The 17,626-nt window shown below is 64.3% G+C and carries 19 protein-coding genes; 8 read left to right on the forward strand and 11 right to left on the reverse strand.

All coding sequences use genetic code 11. The annotated features are described in order from the left end of the window. Window positions 1-4 precede the first annotated feature (4 nt). Both mutY and DOM54_RS04015 read right to left on the reverse strand, forming a co-directional pair. On the reverse strand, window positions 5-1,087 hold the full coding sequence (gene mutY, locus DOM54_RS04010) for an A/G-specific adenine glycosylase (protein ID WP_110715059.1): 1,083 nt from the start codon (window positions 1,085-1,087) through the stop codon (window positions 5-7). Window positions 1,088-1,232: 145 nt separating this feature from the next. After that, entirely contained in the window at window positions 1,233-3,647 is a 2,415-nt protein-coding gene (locus DOM54_RS04015; protein WP_110715060.1) for an AsmA family protein, read from the reverse strand. A gap of 282 nt (window positions 3,648-3,929) precedes the next feature. Between DOM54_RS04015 and hisB the strand changes: the two genes are divergently transcribed. The 4 genes from hisB to hisF all read left to right on the forward strand — a co-directional run bounded on the left by hisB (window position 3,930) and on the right by hisF (window position 6,829). Beyond that, window positions 3,930-4,523: an imidazoleglycerol-phosphate dehydratase HisB gene (gene hisB, locus DOM54_RS04020; protein ID WP_110708031.1), complete on the forward strand. Its 594-nt coding sequence runs from the start codon at window positions 3,930-3,932 to the stop codon at window positions 4,521-4,523. Window positions 4,524-4,563: 40 nt separating this feature from the next. Then, window positions 4,564-5,205, forward strand: coding sequence for an imidazole glycerol phosphate synthase subunit HisH (gene hisH, locus DOM54_RS04025; RefSeq protein ID WP_110715061.1), 642 nt, complete (start codon window positions 4,564-4,566; stop codon window positions 5,203-5,205). Window positions 5,206-5,276: 71 nt separating this feature from the next. Next, window positions 5,277-6,059, forward strand: a complete 783-nt coding sequence (gene hisA / locus DOM54_RS04030; protein WP_110715062.1) for a 1-(5-phosphoribosyl)-5-[(5-phosphoribosylamino)methylideneamino]imidazole-4-carboxamide isomerase — start codon at window positions 5,277-5,279, stop codon at window positions 6,057-6,059. After that, the gene (hisF, locus tag DOM54_RS04035; protein ID WP_110715063.1) at window positions 6,056-6,829 is read left to right on the forward strand and encodes an imidazole glycerol phosphate synthase subunit HisF; all 774 of its coding nucleotides are present in this window, start codon (window positions 6,056-6,058) and stop codon (window positions 6,827-6,829) included. The genes hisA and hisF overlap by 4 nt, the downstream gene beginning before the upstream one ends. Before the next feature lie 119 nt (window positions 6,830-6,948). Here hisF and DOM54_RS04040 read toward each other — a convergent pair whose 3' ends face one another. From DOM54_RS04040 to DOM54_RS04050, 3 genes are all read right to left on the reverse strand, one after another. Further along, window positions 6,949-7,725 carry an RsiV family protein gene (locus tag DOM54_RS04040; protein WP_110715064.1) on the reverse strand — a complete coding sequence of 259 codons (777 nt, stop codon included), beginning with the start codon at window positions 7,723-7,725 and terminating at the stop codon, window positions 6,949-6,951. A 99-nt stretch (window positions 7,726-7,824) separates the two neighbouring features. Further along, window positions 7,825-8,415 carry a YjaG family protein gene (locus DOM54_RS04045; RefSeq protein WP_110715065.1) on the reverse strand — a complete coding sequence of 197 codons (591 nt, stop codon included), beginning with the start codon at window positions 8,413-8,415 and terminating at the stop codon, window positions 7,825-7,827. Window positions 8,416-8,425: 10 nt separating this feature from the next. After that, window positions 8,426-8,728, reverse strand: coding sequence for an MGMT family protein (locus DOM54_RS04050; RefSeq protein WP_110715066.1), 303 nt, complete (start codon window positions 8,726-8,728; stop codon window positions 8,426-8,428). Between the two features lie 59 nt (window positions 8,729-8,787). Here DOM54_RS04050 and DOM54_RS04055 point away from each other — a divergent pair, with 59 nt between their 5' ends. Beyond that, on the forward strand, window positions 8,788-9,459 hold the full coding sequence (locus DOM54_RS04055) for a type 1 glutamine amidotransferase (RefSeq protein WP_110715067.1): 672 nt from the start codon (window positions 8,788-8,790) through the stop codon (window positions 9,457-9,459). An 11-nt stretch (window positions 9,460-9,470) separates the two neighbouring features. On the opposite strand, the gene mnmH is transcribed toward DOM54_RS04055, so the two are convergent. From mnmH to DOM54_RS04080, 5 genes are all read right to left on the reverse strand, one after another. Further along, window positions 9,471-10,559 (reverse strand): tRNA 2-selenouridine(34) synthase MnmH, encoded by a 1,089-nt coding sequence (mnmH, locus tag DOM54_RS04060; protein ID WP_110715068.1) that lies wholly within the window; start codon window positions 10,557-10,559, stop codon window positions 9,471-9,473. Continuing rightward, window positions 10,556-11,596, reverse strand: a complete 1,041-nt coding sequence (gene selD / locus DOM54_RS04065; RefSeq protein WP_110715069.1) for a selenide, water dikinase SelD — start codon at window positions 11,594-11,596, stop codon at window positions 10,556-10,558. The genes mnmH and selD overlap by 4 nt, the downstream gene beginning before the upstream one ends. Before the next feature lie 98 nt (window positions 11,597-11,694). Next, on the reverse strand, window positions 11,695-13,074 hold the full coding sequence (radA, locus tag DOM54_RS04070) for a DNA repair protein RadA (protein WP_110715070.1): 1,380 nt from the start codon (window positions 13,072-13,074) through the stop codon (window positions 11,695-11,697). A 118-nt stretch (window positions 13,075-13,192) separates the two neighbouring features. Next, window positions 13,193-13,657 carry a copper resistance protein NlpE N-terminal domain-containing protein gene (locus DOM54_RS04075; RefSeq protein ID WP_110598169.1) on the reverse strand — a complete coding sequence of 155 codons (465 nt, stop codon included), beginning with the start codon at window positions 13,655-13,657 and terminating at the stop codon, window positions 13,193-13,195. 127 nt (window positions 13,658-13,784) lie between these two features. Continuing rightward, on the reverse strand, window positions 13,785-14,882 hold the full coding sequence (locus DOM54_RS04080) for an alkene reductase (RefSeq protein WP_110715071.1): 1,098 nt from the start codon (window positions 14,880-14,882) through the stop codon (window positions 13,785-13,787). 178 nt (window positions 14,883-15,060) lie between these two features. Here DOM54_RS04080 and hisC point away from each other — a divergent pair, with 178 nt between their 5' ends. Further along, the gene (hisC, locus tag DOM54_RS04085; protein ID WP_110715072.1) at window positions 15,061-16,113 is read left to right on the forward strand and encodes a histidinol-phosphate transaminase; all 1,053 of its coding nucleotides are present in this window, start codon (window positions 15,061-15,063) and stop codon (window positions 16,111-16,113) included. 10 nt (window positions 16,114-16,123) lie between these two features. On the opposite strand, the gene DOM54_RS04090 is transcribed toward hisC, so the two are convergent. Beyond that, on the reverse strand, window positions 16,124-16,894 hold the full coding sequence (locus DOM54_RS04090) for an SDR family NAD(P)-dependent oxidoreductase (protein ID WP_281430313.1): 771 nt from the start codon (window positions 16,892-16,894) through the stop codon (window positions 16,124-16,126). A 128-nt stretch (window positions 16,895-17,022) separates the two neighbouring features. Here DOM54_RS04090 and DOM54_RS20645 point away from each other — a divergent pair, with 128 nt between their 5' ends. Both DOM54_RS20645 and DOM54_RS04100 read left to right on the forward strand, forming a co-directional pair. Further along, window positions 17,023-17,184, forward strand: coding sequence for an AAA family ATPase (locus DOM54_RS20645; RefSeq protein ID WP_162619754.1), 162 nt, complete (start codon window positions 17,023-17,025; stop codon window positions 17,182-17,184). Then, window positions 17,185-17,547, forward strand: a complete 363-nt coding sequence (locus tag DOM54_RS04100; protein WP_110715075.1) for a P-loop nucleotide/nucleoside kinase family protein — start codon at window positions 17,185-17,187, stop codon at window positions 17,545-17,547. The last annotated feature ends 79 nt before the right edge of the window (window positions 17,548-17,626 follow it).

The following is a 17,626-nucleotide window of genomic DNA, read 5'->3' on the forward strand; positions in this document are numbered from 1 at the left end:
CCTCTCAGTCGATAAGTGCGTGCGCCTGGGCCAGCGTGGCCAGCAGGGTCTTGACCGGCGCCGCCAGCCCGACATTCGCCGGTGCGGCGGGATCGACCCACTGCTGGTTCGATTCGGCCACGGTGGCGGCCCGGCGATCCGATAGTCGAGCCGGTCTCGGCGTGATCTCCAGGCGAAAGTGGGTGAACGTGTGTATGAACGGCTGCCAGGCAGTGCCAAGGTGAGAGCCTCGATAGCGCCGCTCCAGCCAGTCATGCAGCTCACTGTCGCCATCGAACTGGGGAAAGCCCCACAGGCCGCCCCACAGGCCGCTGGGTGGACGTTGCTCGAGCAGCACCCGGCCCGTGTCATCCTGCAACAGTAACATCTGCGTCCGCCGCGTCGGCAACTCGCGTCTGGGCTTGGAGCCGGGATAGCGGCGCTCATCGCCCTGTTCGTGGGCCACGCAGACATCCTCGAACGGACACAGCAGGCAGCTTGGCTTGCCGCGTGTGCAGATCATGGCGCCAAGATCCATCATCGCCTGGGTGTACTCCGGTAGCCGGCGTTCCGGCGTGTAGCGCTCCGCCAGTTCCCACAGGCTCGCCAGCACGTCGCTCCTGCCCGGCCAGCCCTCCACCGCGTGCAGGCGAGCCAGCACGCGCTTGACGTTGCCGTCGAGGATCGCGGCACGCTGGCCGGTGCTGATGCTGACGATGGCGCCGGCCGTGGAACGACCGATCCCCGGCAGCGCCGTCATCGCCTCGAGATCGTGGGTCGGGAACTCGCCATCGTGATCGCCGACGACGACCCGGGCCGCCTTGTGCAGATTGCGAGCGCGGGCGTAATAGCCAAGCCCGGTCCACAGATGCAGCACGTCATCCTGGGGCGCATCCGCCAGCGTCCGGACATCGGGGAAGCGCGCCATGAAGCGCTCGAAGTAGGGAATGACGGTGGTGACTTGGGTCTGCTGCAGCATGATCTCCGATACCCAGACACGGTAGGGCGTCTTGTCGTGCTGCCACGGCAGCGACTTGCGACCGTGGGCGTCGAACCAGCCGAAGACTCGCTCGCGAAAGGCCTCGGCCGATAGAGCTATTTCCGCCAAACAGCACCTCTCCAGAGTAGTGGAATCGAGTTGATCATCGAGGGTGAATCGCTCCGGGAAATCAGCCGGCGCTACAACCGTGGCACGGCTTGGCGAGAAGGCGCCGACATCGCGTCGGCGCAAGGGTGCCGGCTACCGGCTCGGTTCAATTGAACAGATCGCGGAGCTTGTTGCCGAGTTTCTCGGACGCCCCTTCCCCCAGTTTGTCGTCGATCTTCTGACGGGTCTCTTCATCCAACTGCTTGTTCAGCTCTTTGTCGACACGCTCGCCAGCCTTGCGCTTGGCCTCGTCCGTGGCGAGATTCGCCAACGAATCCTGAAACGCTTCACGGTCGAATCCACACCACTGCCCAGGCGCATCACTCAGGTTACCCTGACAGCGAATCGGGAAGTCGATTTTGGCCAGTCGTGGATTGACGCCGCAGGCGGCCTTGTCAGCGGTGTCGGTAAAGCGCGCCGCCGCACGATAGTCGAAACGGTTGGTCACCAGGTTGACGTCGCCCTTGCCGGTCACTGCGATGCCGGGAATGGCGATATCCAAATCGTCGTTGTGTGCCACACCCTTGTCGACTTTCACGCTGGCCTGCAGACGATCGAAGGCGGTGTCCTCGCTCCATTCGCGGGTCGACTCGCGGCCTTCCAGGGTCGCTACCGCGCTGCACAGCTGACGCGACACGTTGACATCGAGCATCGCGCCGTCGTCGATCCGCAGCGCCGCCTGGCCATCGAGATTCTGCTTGAGTCCTTCGGCGGTATTGGTGCGCGAATCGAAATCGCCCTGCAGGTTGAGCTTGCCACGCAGCGGCGAATCCTTGCCACTGAAGTCCCGGTAGAGCGGTGCGATGTCGACCCCATTCATGCGCTCGGTGAAGGACAGCTTCATCGGCGGCTGGCGAAGATCGAGCGCGCTCGAGGCCTTCAGCGAGCCGCCATAGAGCGAGGCATCAAGCGAGTCGATGCGCTGGCGACCACCACTGCCGCTGGTATTCAGTTCGACGTCACCCATCTGAACGCCCTTGGCCTTGAGCGAGTCGAGCGTCAAATGCCCCTCCTGCTTGAGATCGGCCAGCCAGTCCACCGGCAGCAGCTCGGCACCTTCGGCCGCGGCCAGCGCCGGCTGGACCCCGAGCGCCGAAAGCCATGCCGTGTCCTTGCCGTCGCCACTCTCCGCCCCCTCCGCACTCGGGGCCCGAGGGGGCAGATAACGATCCAGGTCGAGCTGGTCACCCGCCAGATCGAAATCCAGCGCCCGACCGTCGAAGGCGCCACCCAGCGAGCCCTGTAACGTCGTGCCGTCCAGCGTCAACTGCAGCTTGTCGAAGTCGACACGCTGGGCGTTGGCGGTGAACGGCCCGCTCATCGAGAGCGCCGTGAGCGCCTTGTCATCGGCGCTGTTCACCTCGACACCGAAGCGCGTCAGCCAGTCTCGAACCGATAGCGGCGCGAGTTCCAACCGCCCTTGGTATTGCGGCGTGTCGTCCAGTTGCGTGACGTCCAGATTGCCTTTGAGATTCAGCCCATCGTCCCCGCTCAGGACGACATCGCTGAGCGTGGCGGTCCGGGCTTCCAGGTCGGCCACGGCATTGGCGCGGAGATCCAGCGATAGCGGTGTTTCCTGCATGGCCGTGTGGTAGAGCGAGGCGCCCAGTTCGATTCCGTCGGCCCGATAATGCTTGGCCTGGGTATCCGCGACCAGCGTGGCGACCTTCAGGTTGAGCGACTGAGCCTGCTCGGCAAGCGCCGGCAATTGCGCCTTGCCGTTGAGCGTCACGTTCTCGAAGGTGTAGCGCCCAGCGCCGAGATCCATGCGCATCTGGCTCTTGAACTGGAGGTTGCCGTCGACGCTCGGCTGACGTCCGCCGACATCGAACGACAGCTGGACCGGGAACGACGACTGCGGGCTGACGTTGCTGCTCTGCAGGCTGAGGTTGGCCAGCGTGACATCCAACGATTTCTGCTGGTCGACGTAATTCACCTGGCTGTTGGAGACCTTGACGCTGGCGATATCGAACGCCACGGCCTGGTCGTCGCCCGCCTTCAGGCCGGGGCCTCGTTTCTGGGGCTGGGCCGGCTGCTCCGACGGTGCGGTATTCTGCGACGGTGATGTCGGCGGCGCTTCCCCCGACTGGCCGGCGTCGTCGTTGCCGGCCAGGCGATCCAGCAATACCTGCCAGTTGCCCCGGCCCTGCGCGTCGCGGGCCAGGTTGAGACGCATGCCATCGAGAATCAGCCCGTCGACGGACACGTCTCCCGTCAGCAGCGGCGTAAAGGCCACGCTAACCTCGGCGCTGTCGAAGCCGACGAAGGGCGCATCGTCCTGCGACTGTTCGGGAAGCCAGGCCTCGGCGTCCTTGACGCTGACGCCGATGCGCGGATAGAAGGACCACGACAATGGACCATCGAGACGCAGTTCGAGCCCGCTCTGGTTGCGGACCGCCTCGATCAGACGCGGCTTGAGATCGTTCGGATCGAAGAACGTGGTGATATAGACCACGGCCACGACGACCAGAATTCCCAGTACACCGATCGCCGCCAGCAGTGCTCTGACCAGCCCCTTCATTCGAATCCTCCCTGTGCGCGAACATGGGCAGGCACTCGTGGGCGGGAACCACCGTTGCACCACTCGAGCCGGATGCGGCCGGGCATGGCCCGATGATGCGACTCGACCTGCTGTGCGATTCCCGGCATGCCCCCTGTGTCTCCCTGTCGGCGGAACGACTTGACTGCGGTGGAGAACGGCCGAATGACAGCCGCCCGATAAACACCGCCATTGTAGCGGATGCGGCGCCCGATTCACTATAATGGCCGATTCTCGCCAACCGTACCGGGAGATTTCCCCCGCATGTCCGAGCGCATCGCCACGGTGTCGCGCGACACCAACGAGACGCAGATCACGGTGACGGTGAATCTGGACGGCAGCGGCCGCCTCGATTGCCGGACCGGGGTCCCCTTTCTAGATCACATGCTGGACCAAGTGGCGCGCCACGGCATGCTCGACCTGACGATAGACGCCCAGGGCGATCTCGAGATCGACGAGCACCATACCGTCGAGGATCTCGGTATCACCCTGGGCCAGGCGTTCGCCCAGGCGATCGGCGACAAGCGCGGCATACGTCGCTACGGCCATGCTTACGTGCCGCTCGACGAGGCGCTCTCTCGCGTGGTGATCGATTTCTCCGGGCGGTCGGGGCTGTTCATGGATGTCGAATTCACCCGCGCGACCATCGGCCGGCTCGATACCCAACTGTTCTGGGAGTTCTTCCAAGGCTTCGTCAACCATGCCCAGGTCACCTTGCACATCGACAACCTGAAGGGTTTCAACGCGCACCACCAGGCGGAAACCATCTTCAAGGCGTTCGGTCGCGCACTACGGGCGGCGGTCGAGCAGGATCCGCGCATGGCCGGCCAGATGCCATCGACCAAGGGCAGCCTGTGATACCGGCCGGCGCCATCACCGACTCAGCGAGGAAACCGCAATGACGATCGCCGTGATCGATTACGGGATGGGCAATCTGCACTCCGTGGCCAAGGCGCTCGAGCACGTCACCCATGAAAACGTCATGGTGACCCGCGATCCGCGCTCGATTCGCGGCGCTTCGCGGCTGGTGCTTCCCGGCCAGGGGGCGATCCGCGACTGCATGGGCGAACTCCAGCGCACCGAGCTAGAGGGGCTGGTCAAGGATCTGCTCGAGGAGCAGGCCAAACCGCTGCTCGGCATCTGCGTCGGCCAGCAGATGCTGTTCGAGCGCAGCGAGGAGAATGGCGGCATCGATTGCCTCGGTTTCCTCCCCGGAGGCGTGCGTCACTTCGGCCACAACCTGACCAGCCCCGAGGGCGAGCGCCTCAAGGTGCCTCACATGGGCTGGAACCGGGTGACCCAGCACCATTCGCATCCGCTGTGGAGCGGCATCGAGGACGGCGCGAGGTTCTACTTCGTGCACAGCTATTACGTCGAAGCCGCCAGCGATGCCGATATCTTCGGCAAGACCGATTACGCTGGCGCCGATGCCCATGTGGTCACCGGCCGTGGCACCGTGTTCGCGGTGCAGTTCCACCCGGAGAAGAGTGCCAAAGATGGCCTTCAGCTGCTGGAAAATTTCGTCAACTGGGCGCCCTAGACACAACCCGAGACGTAGCTGCCCCGCCGGCTTTTCAGACGGCACCTGACTGACTCAAAGGACTCGAAACCATGCTGGTAATCCCCGCCATCGATCTCAAGGACGGCCAGTGCGTGCGGCTCAAGCAGGGCCGCATGGACGATGCCACCTCTTACGGTGACGACCCGGTGGCGATGGCTGCACGCTGGGTCGACGCCGGCGCCCGGCGGCTCCATCTGGTCGATCTCAACGGCGCCTTCGAGGGCAAGCCGGTCAACGGTGAAGCCGTCACGGCAATTGCCCGCGCCTATCCGGACCTGCCGATCCAGATCGGTGGTGGCATTCGCAGTGCCGAGACCATCGAGCACTATCTCGCCGCCGGCGTCAGCTACGTGATCATCGGCACCAAGGCAGTCAAGGAGCCGGACTTCGTCGGCGAGATGTGTCGTCGCTTTCCAGGCCACGTGATCGTTGGCCTGGACGCCCGCGATGGCTTTGTCGCCACCGATGGCTGGGCGGAAGTCTCGACGGTAAAGGCAGTAGACCTGGCCAGACGCTTTCGGGACGACGGCGTCTCCTCGATCGTCTACACCGACATCGCCCGCGACGGGATGATGCAGGGCGTCAACGTCGAAGCCACCGCCCAACTCGCCCGCGACGGCGGCCTGCCGGTGATCGCCTCCGGCGGGGTGACCGATCTGGAAGATATCCGCACCCTGGCCAAGGTCGCCGACAGCGGCATCATCGGCGCCATTACCGGCCGAGCCATCTATGAAGGTTCGCTCGACGTCGCCGAGGCCCAGGCCTTGAGTGATTCGATTCAGGGCGATTCGATGCGGGGTGACCGGATCGATACCGAAGGAGCCCGCTCATGACATTGGCCAAGCGCATCATTCCCTGCCTCGACGTCGACGCCGGCCGCGTGGTCAAGGGTGTCAATTTCGTCGGCATCCGCGATGCCGGCGACCCGGTCGAGATCGCCAAGCGCTACAACCAGCAGGGCGCCGACGAGATCACCTTTCTCGACATTACCGCCAGCCATGAGGACCGCGACACCACCGTCGAGATGGTCGAGCGCATTGCCGGCGAGGTGTTCATCCCGCTCACCGTTGGGGGAGGCATTCGTCGCTGCGAGGATATCCGTACCATGCTCAATGCCGGGGCGGACAAGGTTTCGATCAATACCGCGGCCGTCACCAACCCGGATTTCGTGCGCGAGGCCGCCGAGCGCTTCGGCAGCCAGTGCATCGTGGTGGCGATCGACGCCAAGCGGGTCAGCGCCGAGGGCGAGTCGCCGCGCTGGGAGATCTTCACCCATGGCGGCCGTCGCCCCACCGGCCTGGATGCCGTCGAGTGGGCGCGCAAGATGGTCGACTACGGCGCCGGTGAACTGCTGCTGACCAGCATGGATCGCGATGGCACCAAGGTCGGTTTCGATCTCGGCGTGACCCGCGCGATCAGCGACGCAGTCGAGGTGCCGGTGATCGCTTCCGGCGGCGTCGGCAACCTCGATCACCTGGTGGCCGGGGTGAAGGAAGGCGGCGCCGATGCGGTGCTCGCCGCCAGCATCTTCCACTTCGGTGAGTACACCATCCCCGACGCCAAGCGCTACATGGCCGAGCACGGGATCGAAATGCGGCTCTGAGCGCTCAGAGATCTGCGCCGAAGCGGCGAGAGCGTATCCACGAAAAGCGCCGCGACCCGACCGGGTCGCGGCGCTTGCGTTGGTGCGGTGCGCTTCGGTGCCTATGTCAGGACAGATAGTCAGGGCAGATAGCGCGGCCGGAAGATGCCCTCGAGATCGGCATAGGGAATGGTCAGCACCGGCTGGCCCACGGCGTAGGGTGCCAGGTCGTAGACCTGATACTTGACCGCGACGGCATCCGCCAGCGGCGCGACATTGTCGGAGACGACGAACGGCCACTGGGATTTGGACAGTCCGCTAGCCTGATCCGTCTGCAGCCAGCGCCGATGGGCCCGCTCCAGCGCCGCTTCGTAGGCCGGCCGCTTGCCCGGCCGCAGCATGTCGGCGAGATCGACGATCTGCTGCGTGTCGCGCTCGATCACCATGTAGGAGGTCAACGGCAAGCCGTGAGCGCCGCCACTGTAGAGATAACCGTCGAGTTCGATCACCAGCAGATCGTCATGATCCGCCACGACGTGGGCCTTGAGATCGGCCTCGTAGCCCGGCAGCTGCGGCACGTCTTCGCGAGCGCGGCGCGAAGCCGCAAAGACCTGATCGGCAAAGGCGTCGAACGAGGTGGCCTGTCCCATGGCATTGCCGTCGGGGCTGTCGCTGAGCCCGCTCGCCAGCCCGAACAATCGTCGCTCGAGTTCGGCGGAAAGCCGCGGCGACTCGGGGAAACGCAAGTAGGCTGCATTGACGTTGGCGCAGCTGTCTTCCTCGCAGCCCGGCTCGTGGGCGCTCTTCACTACCGCCTCGGTTCGCAGCGCGTCCCCTCCCCATCCGGTCAGGCTATGGCAGCCTGACAGCATGACGGCCGCCAGGGTCAGGCCGCCAATCAACCAGCGCTTCTGCATGGTGTTCCTCCATGAACATTCGTAGGTCGAGGCACTGAGTGGTCGTCAGCGTCATCCACACGCCTCAGGGTAGCCGGTTTATCCACAACCGGTAGCGGGTCAGTCGAGACTCAGGCCCAGGTTGCTGACCCCCTGGTTGCGACCGAGCGCGCGCAATGCCGAGAGCTCCGTGAGCCCAGGGTCCGCCTCGAGTGCTTCGAGCACCGCGTCCTGGAAGTCGCGCTCGTCCTGCATCAGCTCATGCTCGCGAAACAACGCATCGAGCCTCTCGGCGTCCTCGCTGCCCTCGGTCATCTCGATATAGGCGCGTACGCCGTTGCGCGAGACGCGGCTCACCTCCAGCGCCGCTTCCGGGGCCTCGCCGCGCAGGGTGTCCAGCAGCGTGGTCAGAGCCATGACCGCCTCCGTCGCCCGCCTCGCTCCAAAGCTGTCATCGGCCTCCGGTGGCTCGACATCGGCGAGCTTCTCGGCCTGCTTGTCGAAGTCGATCTTCGCCGCGGCGATCTTGAGCCGCTCCCACACCAGATCCAGCACGTTATGGAGTACGCTGGGGTTGCCCTGGCCGCTCACACCGGCATAGAGCGCGTAATTGGGTACCAGCCGTTCGCTCAGCGCGGCCATGAATGCGACCCGCTGGCGCGCGTCGAGCTGACGCAATCTGGCGTTGAAGCCACCCGAAGGCTTGGTCATGGACTCTCCGTTATTCTGGCCACATCAAATGCGTGGGTACGCGGCCGCTGGCATCGAAGACGACACCCTCGGCGCGCAGTTTCTCGTGTTGTCGTTGGGCACCGCCATGATCCGCGATCCGGCGGCTGGCACCAATCACCCGATGCCAGGGCAGGTCGTGCCCGGTCGGCAACTGTCGCATTGCCGTACCGACCATGCGCGCCGTGGCCCCTTCCGTCATCCCGGCGATCCGACCATAGGTGGTGACGCGCCCCGGCGGAATCTGCGCCACGATGGTATAGATCTGTTCGAGAATTTGGGCACGGATGGCCATGGCTAAATGCTAACTCCCCGCTTGTGGAGTCGCCCGATCGACCCCATCATGGACGTATCATGCATATCTATTTTCTCCAGCATAGTCCGCTGTTCGGTCCAGCCCGCATGGCGGACTGGCTCACCGGTATGGGTCACAGCTACAACCACTGCCGGCTCGACGAGGGCGAACTGCCGCCACCGCTGGCCAACTGCGACGCACTCGTGCTGCTCGACGCGTTCTCGCCACCGGAGACGACGCTGTTCAAGCGAGAGCGCAAGCTGGTGGATCGCGCCCTGAAGAGCAACAAGCCGGTACTGGGCATCGGCTTCGGAGCCGGCCTGATCGCCGAGACGCTCGGCGCCATCGTGTCCCCCGCGGTTCAGCCGGAGATCGGCTGGCAGCCGCTGACCCTGGCCGACGACAGCCCCTTCGACCTGCCCGAGATGTTCGAGACGCTGCTCTGGCATCGCGACATTTTCGGCCTGCCGGATGGCTGCCTGCCTCTGGGCAGCACGCCGGGTGGCCCGGTCCAGGGATTCGCCTGGGATGGGGGTCGCGTCGTCGCACTGCAGTGCCATCTGGAATCGACGGCCCAAGGCACGGCGGCGCTGTGCAATCACGATCTGCCGACGACCGCCCCCGCTGCCTATATCCAGACCCGTGACGAGATCCTGCGCGACCCGAAACGCTTCGATCGGCAGTCGGCACTGCTGGACCGGGTCATGACCCAGTGGCTCGGCGGCCGCTAGCTTCGAAGGCGCTAGGCCACGTACTCGCGCTCCCACTGCCGGGCGACCACCAGACAGCTATCCCAGTCCCCGACGTGCAGGGTCGATCGGGGCTGGTGCTCGAGCTGATGACGATACATCGGGTCGTAATATTCCCGTAGCAGCGGAGCCAGCCAGTCATCGTGTGCCTGCACGTTGCCGAGGCGTTGCGCCGAGAACGCCCTCTGCTGTGCCTCGATCAATCGGGCCAGCCGCTCACCCCCCAAGCGTTTGCCGAGACGTTTCAGGGCACCGGAAAGCTGCTTGCGAAACAGCACCTCGCCCAGCTGCGGGCCATAGTGGCGATGGTAGATTTCGCTGAGATCCTCGATGTAATCCTTGCGGATCTGTTCGAGGCGCCACTCCAGCGGCATCTCCACGCGGATGCACGGCGCGGCTTTCATCGACTGCCAGAAGGTCGCCGGTATCGCCAGCCGGCCGATGCGCTGCGATTCGTCCTCGACCACGCGGGCCTGCGGCAACCGCATCAGATCCAGCGTCAAACCGTGTTCGAAATCGATCTGCGAAGGGCCGGCCATCGGGTGCTGGCCAAAGGCAGAGCCCTTGTGACGTGCGTGACCTTCCAGGTCGACTCCCGAACCAAGCGCGTTGATCAGCGCAGTCTTGGCACAACCGGTCAGCCCCGCGACCAGCAACAGAGGGGCCGGGCTATGGATCTCGAGCGCCTCGATCAGTTGATTGCGCATCGCCTTCCAACCGCCGCGAATTCGCGGCAGCGGATGGCCCCGTTCGGCCAGCCACTGCTGCGAAATCTTCGACCGCATGCCGCCTCGGAAGCAGTAGATCACGCTATCCGGCGCCGCGCCGAGCGCCTGCTCCCAGGCGGCGAGACATCTCTCACGGCGATCGCCCGAGACCAGGTGGTTACCCAGCGCAACCGCCGAGGCCTGGCCCGCCTGCTTGTAGCGAATGCCGACTTCTCGGCGCTCGTCGTCGTCCATCAGTGGCAGGTTGATCGCACCGGGCAAGGCGCCCGCCGAGAACTCGATCGGTGCGCGCACATCGATCAGAGGCCGTTTCAGCAGTGCCAGGTCCGCGTCGATGAACTCGTCGCTTTTCAACCGCGCACCTCGATCAGTCCCGCGCCGCCGCGAGGCGTGATGCACTCGCCGAACGCCTCCAGCTTGAGCTGGTGGTGGCGCCCGATCCGCTCGACATCGTCGGCCCAGGCCGGATCCACGGCCAGCAGCAGCCCGCCGGAGGTCTGCGGATCGCACAGCCACTGCCAATGGGCGGCATCCATGTCCGGCAGCGCCTTGCCGAGCGCCTCGCGATTGCGACTCGTACCGCCCGGCACCGCACCCTGGCGCCGGTAGGCCTCGGCTTCGGCAAGCCTCGGCAGCTTGGCGAAGTCGATTCGTGCCTCGACACCGCTGGCAGCACACACTTCGCTCAGGTGACCCGCCAGGCCGAAGCCGGTGACATCGGTCATGGCATTTACGCCCTGAACCTTGGCCAGTTCCTTGCCGATGTCGTTGGCGACCAGCATGGTCTCGCGCGCCAGACCGTGATGCCCGGGCTGCAGCCTGCCCTGTTTCTCGGCCGTCGTCAGCAGCCCGACGCCCAGCGGCTTGGTCAGATAGAGCAGGTCGCCGGGCTTGGCGCCGCTGTTGAGCTTGAGGTGGTCGAGATCGACCAGGCCGTTGACCGCCAGCCCGAAGATCGGCTCCGGCGCATCGATGGAGTGCCCGCCCGCCAAGGCAACGCCCAGGGCGCGGCAGACGGCCTGGGCGCCGGACATGACGTCACCGGCGATTTCCGCCGGCAGCTTGTCCAGCGGCCAGCCGAGGATACCCAGTGCCATGACCGGGTCACCCCCCATGGCGTAGACGTCACTGATGGCGTTGGTCGCCGCGATACGGCCGAAATCGAACGGGTCGTCGACGATCGGCATGAAGAAATCGGTGGTGGAGATCAAGCCACGGCCGTCGCCGAGATCGTAGACGGCGGCATCCTCGCGCCCCTGGTTGCCGACGATCAGATTCTTGCTGTTGGCGCCCGGTCCCGCCTTGGCGAGAATCCGATCGAGCACGTCTGGGGCGATCTTGCAGCCGCAGCCGGCCCCGTGGCTGTACTGGGTCAGGCGAATGGCACTCATTTCTGGCTCCTCGTCCCGTTCCTGGAGATATCGATCCTGGCAGTCAGTTTAACCGACCCGGCGACGCGACTCAGCGGCGACGGCCGAACCGCCTCCGCTCACAGCGCCTCCAGCGCCTCGGCCAGCTTGTCGACCGCCACCACCTGCATGCCGGCGGGTGCCTTCTTGGGCGCATTGCCGCGAGGCACGATGGCCCGCGTGAAACCATGCTTGGCGGCCTCGACGATGCGTTCCTGGCCGCTGGGGACCGGCCTGATCTCCCCGGAGAGGCCGACCTCGCCAAACACCACCAACTCCCGCGGCAGGGGCCGATTCTGGAGACTGGAGACCACCGCCAGCAGCACCGCCAGATCGGCGCTGGTCTCCAGCACCTTGACCCCGCCGACGACGTTGAGAAAGACATCCTGATCGCCGGTAAACAGGCCGCCGTGCTTGTGCAGCACCGCCAACAGCATGGCCAGGCGATTGTGGTCGAGCCCCACCGCCACCCGGCGCGGATTGCCCAGCGCGGACTCGTCGAGCAGCGCCTGGACCTCGACCAGGATCGGACGGGTGCCCTCCCATACCACCATCACCAGACTGCCGGAGGCCTGCTCCTCGCTCCGCGACAGGAAGATCGCGCTAGGGTTCTTGACCTCCTTGAGACCGAGCTCGACCATCGCGAACACACCCAGTTCGTTGATCGCGCCAAAGCGGTTCTTCTGGCCGCGCAAGGTGCGAAAACGCGAGTCGCTGCCACCCTCCAGCAGCAGCGAGGCATCGATCATGTGCTCGAGCACCTTGGGGCCCGCCAGGGTGCCATCCTTGGTCACGTGGCCGACCAGCAACAGTACGGTGTTGCTCTGCTTGGCGAAGCGCGTCAGCGCCGCCGCGGACTCGCGAACCTGGGCCACGCCACCGGGTGCCGAGCCGATATCCTCCAGATGCATGGTCTGGATGGAGTCGATGATCAACACTTCGGGACGCTCTCGCTCCGCCACGGCCAGCAACGTCTCGATGCTGGTCTCGGCGAGCATCTTGAGGCCCTGCGTGGGCAGCTGCAGGCGGTGGGCGCGCATCGCCACCTGCGACAGCGACTCCTCGCCGGTCACGTAGAGCACCCGCTTGCTCTGGGCCAGGCGGCAGGCCGTCTGCAACAGCAGGGTAGACTTGCCCGCACCGGGATGACCGCCCAACAATACCGCCGAACCGGGCACCAGCCCGCCGCCGAGCACCCGGTCGAACTCCTCGAACGTGGAGCTGAACCGAGGTACCTCGGTGAGATCGACACCAGAGAGATCGACGACTTCCCGCGACAGCGTGCCCGCGTAGCCGCCACGAGCGCCGTTGCTACCAGGAGTCGAAGCGCCGGGACGCGCGCTGCCGAGGCGAATCTCGGTCAGCGTGTTCCACTCACGGCAGTTGCTGCACTGGCCTTGCCATTTACTGTACTCCGCACCGCATTCGGTGCAGACGAAGGCGCTCTTCGCTTTTGCCACGCGCGGGGTCTCCGTCAGGCCGGGTAGAGGGTCGCAAGACCCGTATGGTGCCACAAAGGGTCAGCCCAAAACGACGAGAGGCGGCCCATGGCCGCCTCTACGCTCGTCAGTGCCTTGCCTACTGGCGAGTCAGGCGCAACATCTGGCCGTTCTCGAAACGACGACGCTGGGGATCGATCAGCTCCAGCGTGCGGTCATCGATCTTCTGGAAATAGTAGATCTGGCCTTCGCCATTCGGCGTCAGCTCATAGACCGTCGCCTGCGGGTCGACCGCGGTACCCGTCATCGTTTCCCACTGGCCTTCGTACTGCTCGGGATCCGGATTCTGCGGGTGATTCATGTAGTCGGCTTCGAGCGTGAAGGTGCGCTGTGAGGCCGGAGAGGACTCGGTACCGTTGAGATTGACGGTCAGGTCGATGCCATCGCAGCTACGGCAAGGCAGCGTGCCTTCGTAGGTGACGGCGTTCGACGACATCCCGGCAGAGGAATCGGCGGTGCCGGACTGAGTCTGAGATCCACCACTGGCACAACCGGCCAGTACGGCTACCGTGGCGGCGCTGGCCAGCAACGTCCTGATCTGCATATTGGTTCTCCTTACACTTCTGGGCCATACAGGCCGCCTTGGCGGCCACGTGACTACAGGATAGCGGTAAGTCTCCCGCATGACATCCCATTCAAACGAGAGCATCAGGCTGCCACGCGAGCGCGTCTCAATCCATGACTGGATAGTCGGTATAGCCTTCGGCGCCGCCGCCGTAGAATGTCTCCGGATTCGGTTCGTTGAGAGTCGCATCACGCCGGAACCGCTCGACCAGATCCGGATTCGCGATATAGGGGCGGCCGAAAGCAGCGGCGTCGCCCAGCCCATTGTCGATCAAGGTCTCCGCGCGTTCGGCCGTGTAGTGCCCGCAGTAGATCAGCGTACCGCTGAAGCGCTCGCGCAGGTCGCGGCGGAAATCGTCGGTCAGCTGCGGGCCTTCGCCGGTCCAGTCAGGCTCATTGACGTGCAGGTAGGCGATCCGGCGACGGCTCAGTTCGCTGGCCAGGTAGCGCATCATCGCCTCGGGCTCATCATCCGACAGGCCGAATATCTCGATGAATGGCGACAGGCGTACACCGACACGTCCCGCGCCCATGACGTCGACGACGGCATCGATGACTTCCAGCAGCAAGCGAGCGCGGTTGACGACACTGCCGCCGTAGCGGTCGTTGCGCTGGTTGCTGCCGGTGGCGAGGAATTGCTGCAGCAGGTAGGCATTGGCGGCATGGACCTCGACCAGGTCGAATCCGGCCCGCTGGGCGCGTTTGGCAGCTTGGCGATAGTCGTCGATCACACCGGGGATCTCGTCGAGTGCCAGCGCGCGCGGGGTACTGGTCGGATGCTGGCCCGAGCTGCCATCTTCGAATTCGACGAAGCAGTTGGCCCCCTCGGCGCGCAGGGCGCTGGGGGCGACCGGTGCCTGACCACCCGGCTGCACCATCTCATGGGAGATACGTCCGACATGCCAGAGCTGGAGTGCGATCTTGCCGCCGCCATCGTGCACGGCATCGACGACCTGACGCCACCCGGCTTCCTGGGCATCGGTCCAGATACCCGGCGTGTAGACGTAGCCCCGCGCCGTGGGCGAGATATTGGTCGCTTCGCTGATGATCAGCCCGGCACCGGCGCGTTGAGCGTAATAATCGGCCTGTAGCGCTCCCGGCACGCTGTCCGGGGTGCGAGCGCGCGTCAGCGGTGCCATCAGCACCCGGTTGGGGAGTTCGACGTCGCCGACGGTGAGGGGCGAGAGCAGTCTGTCGTGATTCATGGAATGCCTTCGATCGTTGAGTAGAACGGATACCCCATAGATGAGGCAGTTAGAACACTAATCAACCCTGTCACCCACATTCGACGGGAGTGGCTTGCGCCGCTTCGGGCCAGAGGTCACTATGAGCTCAGACCCGCCACGCCTAACGAGCATCGTAGAAAACGTCCCGCGAGAGATCATGAGTCAATTCTGGAGCCCCGCCGTTCGCGTCCTGACGCCCTACGTACCGGGCGAGCAACCGCGCGAAAAACTGGTCAAGCTGAATACCAACGAGAACCCCTATCCGCCCTCCCCGGCCGTCGAGCGGGTGTTGCAGGCGTTCGCGGTGGACCACCTTCGCCGCTACCCCGATCCCGAATCGCTGGCACTACGCCAGGCATTGGCGAGGACACACGGTGTCGAGCCGGACCAGGTCTTCGTCGGCAATGGTTCCGATGAAGTGCTGGCACTGGCGTTCCAGACCTTCTTCTGCCAGCCGAAGCCACTGCTGATGCCCGCCATCAGCTATAGCTTCTATCCGGTCTACTGCAAGCTCTACGATATTCACTATCGAACCGTGGCGCTGGACGACCGCTGGCAGATCGCCCTGGAGGCCTTCGACACGGATAACGGCGGTGTGGTGTTCGCGAACCCCAACGCACCGACCGGCCATGGCCACACGCGCCAGGCTGTCGCGCAGCTGCTGGAGCGCGTCACCGAGAGCGTCGTCCTGGTCGACGAGGCCTATGTCGATTTCGGTGGCGAGAGTATCGTACCGCTGATCGCGGATCACCCCAACCTGCTGGTTACCGGGACCTTGTCGAAAGGGCGCAGCCTGGCCGGTTTGCGTGTGGGCTACGCGATCGGCTCGCGTGAGCTGATCGAAGGGTTGGAGCGCGTCAAGAATTCCTTCAACTCCTACCCGATCGACATGCTGGCCAGCGAGGTCGCCATCGCTTCGCTCGAGGATCAGTCGCATTTCCAGGCGTGCTGCGAACAAGTCATGGCCACCCGCGAGTGGACACGCCAACAGCTCGAGGCGATGGCGTTCGAGGTCCTGCCATCACAGACCAACTTCCTGTTCGTGCGCCATCCCCGACACAGCGGGGCCAGCCTGTTCAGCGGTCTGCGCGAGCGCGGCATTCTGGTTCGTCATTTCAACAAGGATGGCCTCAGCGATTTCCTGCGCATTTCGATCGGCACCGATGACGAGATGGGCAGCCTGGTCGAAGCGTTGCAGGTCATGGTCTAGGCAAGCGCCATCAAAATGGTACCGGCTTGCCGTCCCAGTCCCAGAAACTGCCGCTCTCGCCGGGGCGGCGGTCTTCCATTACCGCGAGAAGTCGCGCCGCCACGAAATCTGGCGTGAACAGCTTGCCTTCCGGAACTCGGCGCTGGAAGGGTCGGGACAGGACGGTATCAGTGGTGCCGGGATGGAGATTGAGCACTATCGCCTGCCGGTTATAGCGTGCCAGTTCGACGGCGGCAGTGCGCAGGAGCATATTGTGTGCCGCCTTGCTGGCTCGATAGCCGTACCACCCGCCCAGCTCGTTATCGCCGATCGAACCCACCCTGGCCGAGAGGCTGGCGATGATGGCGGAATGGCGACCCTTGAGGGAACTGACTAACGTCTGGATCAGTAGAACCGGCGTGATGGCATTGACGTGAAATAGCGTGGACAACGCTTCAGCATCGAGGTCCTCGAGCCGCTTCTCCGGCGAGATCCTGCGCCGCTCGTCATGCAACAGGCCAATGGCATTGAATAGCAGGTGCAGGGGCGCACCATCCAATTGCTTCTTTAGCGCCTTGCGCCCCTCTTCGGTCGTGACATCGGCTTTGAGATTTTCGACTCGGCGATCGTCATGCTCGAGACTCTGACGGGAAACCGCGATGACACGCCCCGGACGATCACTCTTCAGTAGCCGATTCAGCATGGCCTGACCGATACCACCGCCGGCACCGGTCATGACAGCCGTGAATCCTTCGGGTAGCGCTGGCAGCACGGCTTTTCCCTCGTCTGAAGATGAGTTCATCGGCACAGCAAGAAGACTAGTTCATACGGCGACGAGATGCGCCACCTGGGATCCCCGTAGCCCAAACGGCTTAGAGGATTCCGATGCCCCGCCACGTTGATGGCGCAGATTGGCACAGGGATAGGAAGATGCTGATGATTCTGGGAGGGCTACCTGGCGTCGGGAAGACCTCCGTTGCAAGAAGGGTGGCAGAATCACTTGGCGCAATCCACCTCCGCATCGATACGATCGAACAGGCTGTCCGGGACGCTAACGTCTGTCCCGATGATGGGGTGGGGACAGTGGGATAAATGGTTGCCAGCCGCTTGGCAACGGATAACCTACGCCTGGGTCGCATTGTCATTGGCGATGCGGTCAATGCTGTCGAGGACGCCCGACAGGCATGGCGTAGGGCAGCCGAGTCAGCCAACGCGGAATTCGTGCAGATCGAGCTGTTCTGCTCGGATGAAGCGACGCATCGGAATCGCGTTGAAAGCCGCGAAAGCGATATTGAGAACCTGGAATTACCCGACTGGCCCCTGGTCGAAGCGCGTCATTACGAGCCTTGGAAGAATATTGATCTGGTGATGGATACAGCGCAGACAGATATCGAAACAGCGTCACGCCAGATTATTGATCTGGTCAATGCCCGACTCGAGCGTCGTGTCGTTTAGCACGAGTGCCTGCTGTCGCCCTTTGCCCACGAACAGGCCCGTCTCTCTTCCGAGGATGCCACCATAAAAAAACCCCAGC

Source organism: Salinicola acroporae, from assembly GCF_003206615.1.
Taxonomy (GTDB): domain Bacteria; phylum Pseudomonadota; class Gammaproteobacteria; order Pseudomonadales; family Halomonadaceae; genus Salinicola; species Salinicola acroporae.

Coding starts and splice junctions, on each gene's coding strand:
- DOM54_RS04015 (WP_110715060.1), bottom strand. CDS start 3,647: ATGAAGGGGCTGGTCAGAGCACTGCTGGCGGCGATCGGTGTACTGGGA.
- hisB (WP_110708031.1), top strand. CDS start 3,930: ATGTCCGAGCGCATCGCCACGGTGTCGCGCGACACCAACGAGACGCAG.
- hisH (WP_110715061.1), top strand. CDS start 4,564: ATGACGATCGCCGTGATCGATTACGGGATGGGCAATCTGCACTCCGTG.
- hisA (WP_110715062.1), top strand. CDS start 5,277: ATGCTGGTAATCCCCGCCATCGATCTCAAGGACGGCCAGTGCGTGCGG.
- hisF (WP_110715063.1), top strand. CDS start 6,056: ATGACATTGGCCAAGCGCATCATTCCCTGCCTCGACGTCGACGCCGGC.
- DOM54_RS04040 (WP_110715064.1), bottom strand. CDS start 7,725: ATGCAGAAGCGCTGGTTGATTGGCGGCCTGACCCTGGCGGCCGTCATG.
- DOM54_RS04045 (WP_110715065.1), bottom strand. CDS start 8,415: ATGACCAAGCCTTCGGGTGGCTTCAACGCCAGATTGCGTCAGCTCGAC.
- DOM54_RS04050 (WP_110715066.1), bottom strand. CDS start 8,728: ATGGCCATCCGTGCCCAAATTCTCGAACAGATCTATACCATCGTGGCG.
- DOM54_RS04055 (WP_110715067.1), top strand. CDS start 8,788: ATGCATATCTATTTTCTCCAGCATAGTCCGCTGTTCGGTCCAGCCCGC.
- selD (WP_110715069.1), bottom strand. CDS start 11,596: ATGAGTGCCATTCGCCTGACCCAGTACAGCCACGGGGCCGGCTGCGGC.
- DOM54_RS04075 (WP_110598169.1), bottom strand. CDS start 13,657: ATGCAGATCAGGACGTTGCTGGCCAGCGCCGCCACGGTAGCCGTACTG.
- DOM54_RS04080 (WP_110715071.1), bottom strand. CDS start 14,882: ATGAATCACGACAGACTGCTCTCGCCCCTCACCGTCGGCGACGTCGAA.
- hisC (WP_110715072.1), top strand. CDS start 15,061: ATGAGTCAATTCTGGAGCCCCGCCGTTCGCGTCCTGACGCCCTACGTA.
- DOM54_RS04090 (WP_281430313.1), bottom strand. CDS start 16,894: ATGAACTCATCTTCAGACGAGGGAAAAGCCGTGCTGCCAGCGCTACCC.
- DOM54_RS20645 (WP_162619754.1), top strand. CDS start 17,023: ATGCTGATGATTCTGGGAGGGCTACCTGGCGTCGGGAAGACCTCCGTT.
- DOM54_RS04100 (WP_110715075.1), top strand. CDS start 17,185: ATGGTTGCCAGCCGCTTGGCAACGGATAACCTACGCCTGGGTCGCATT.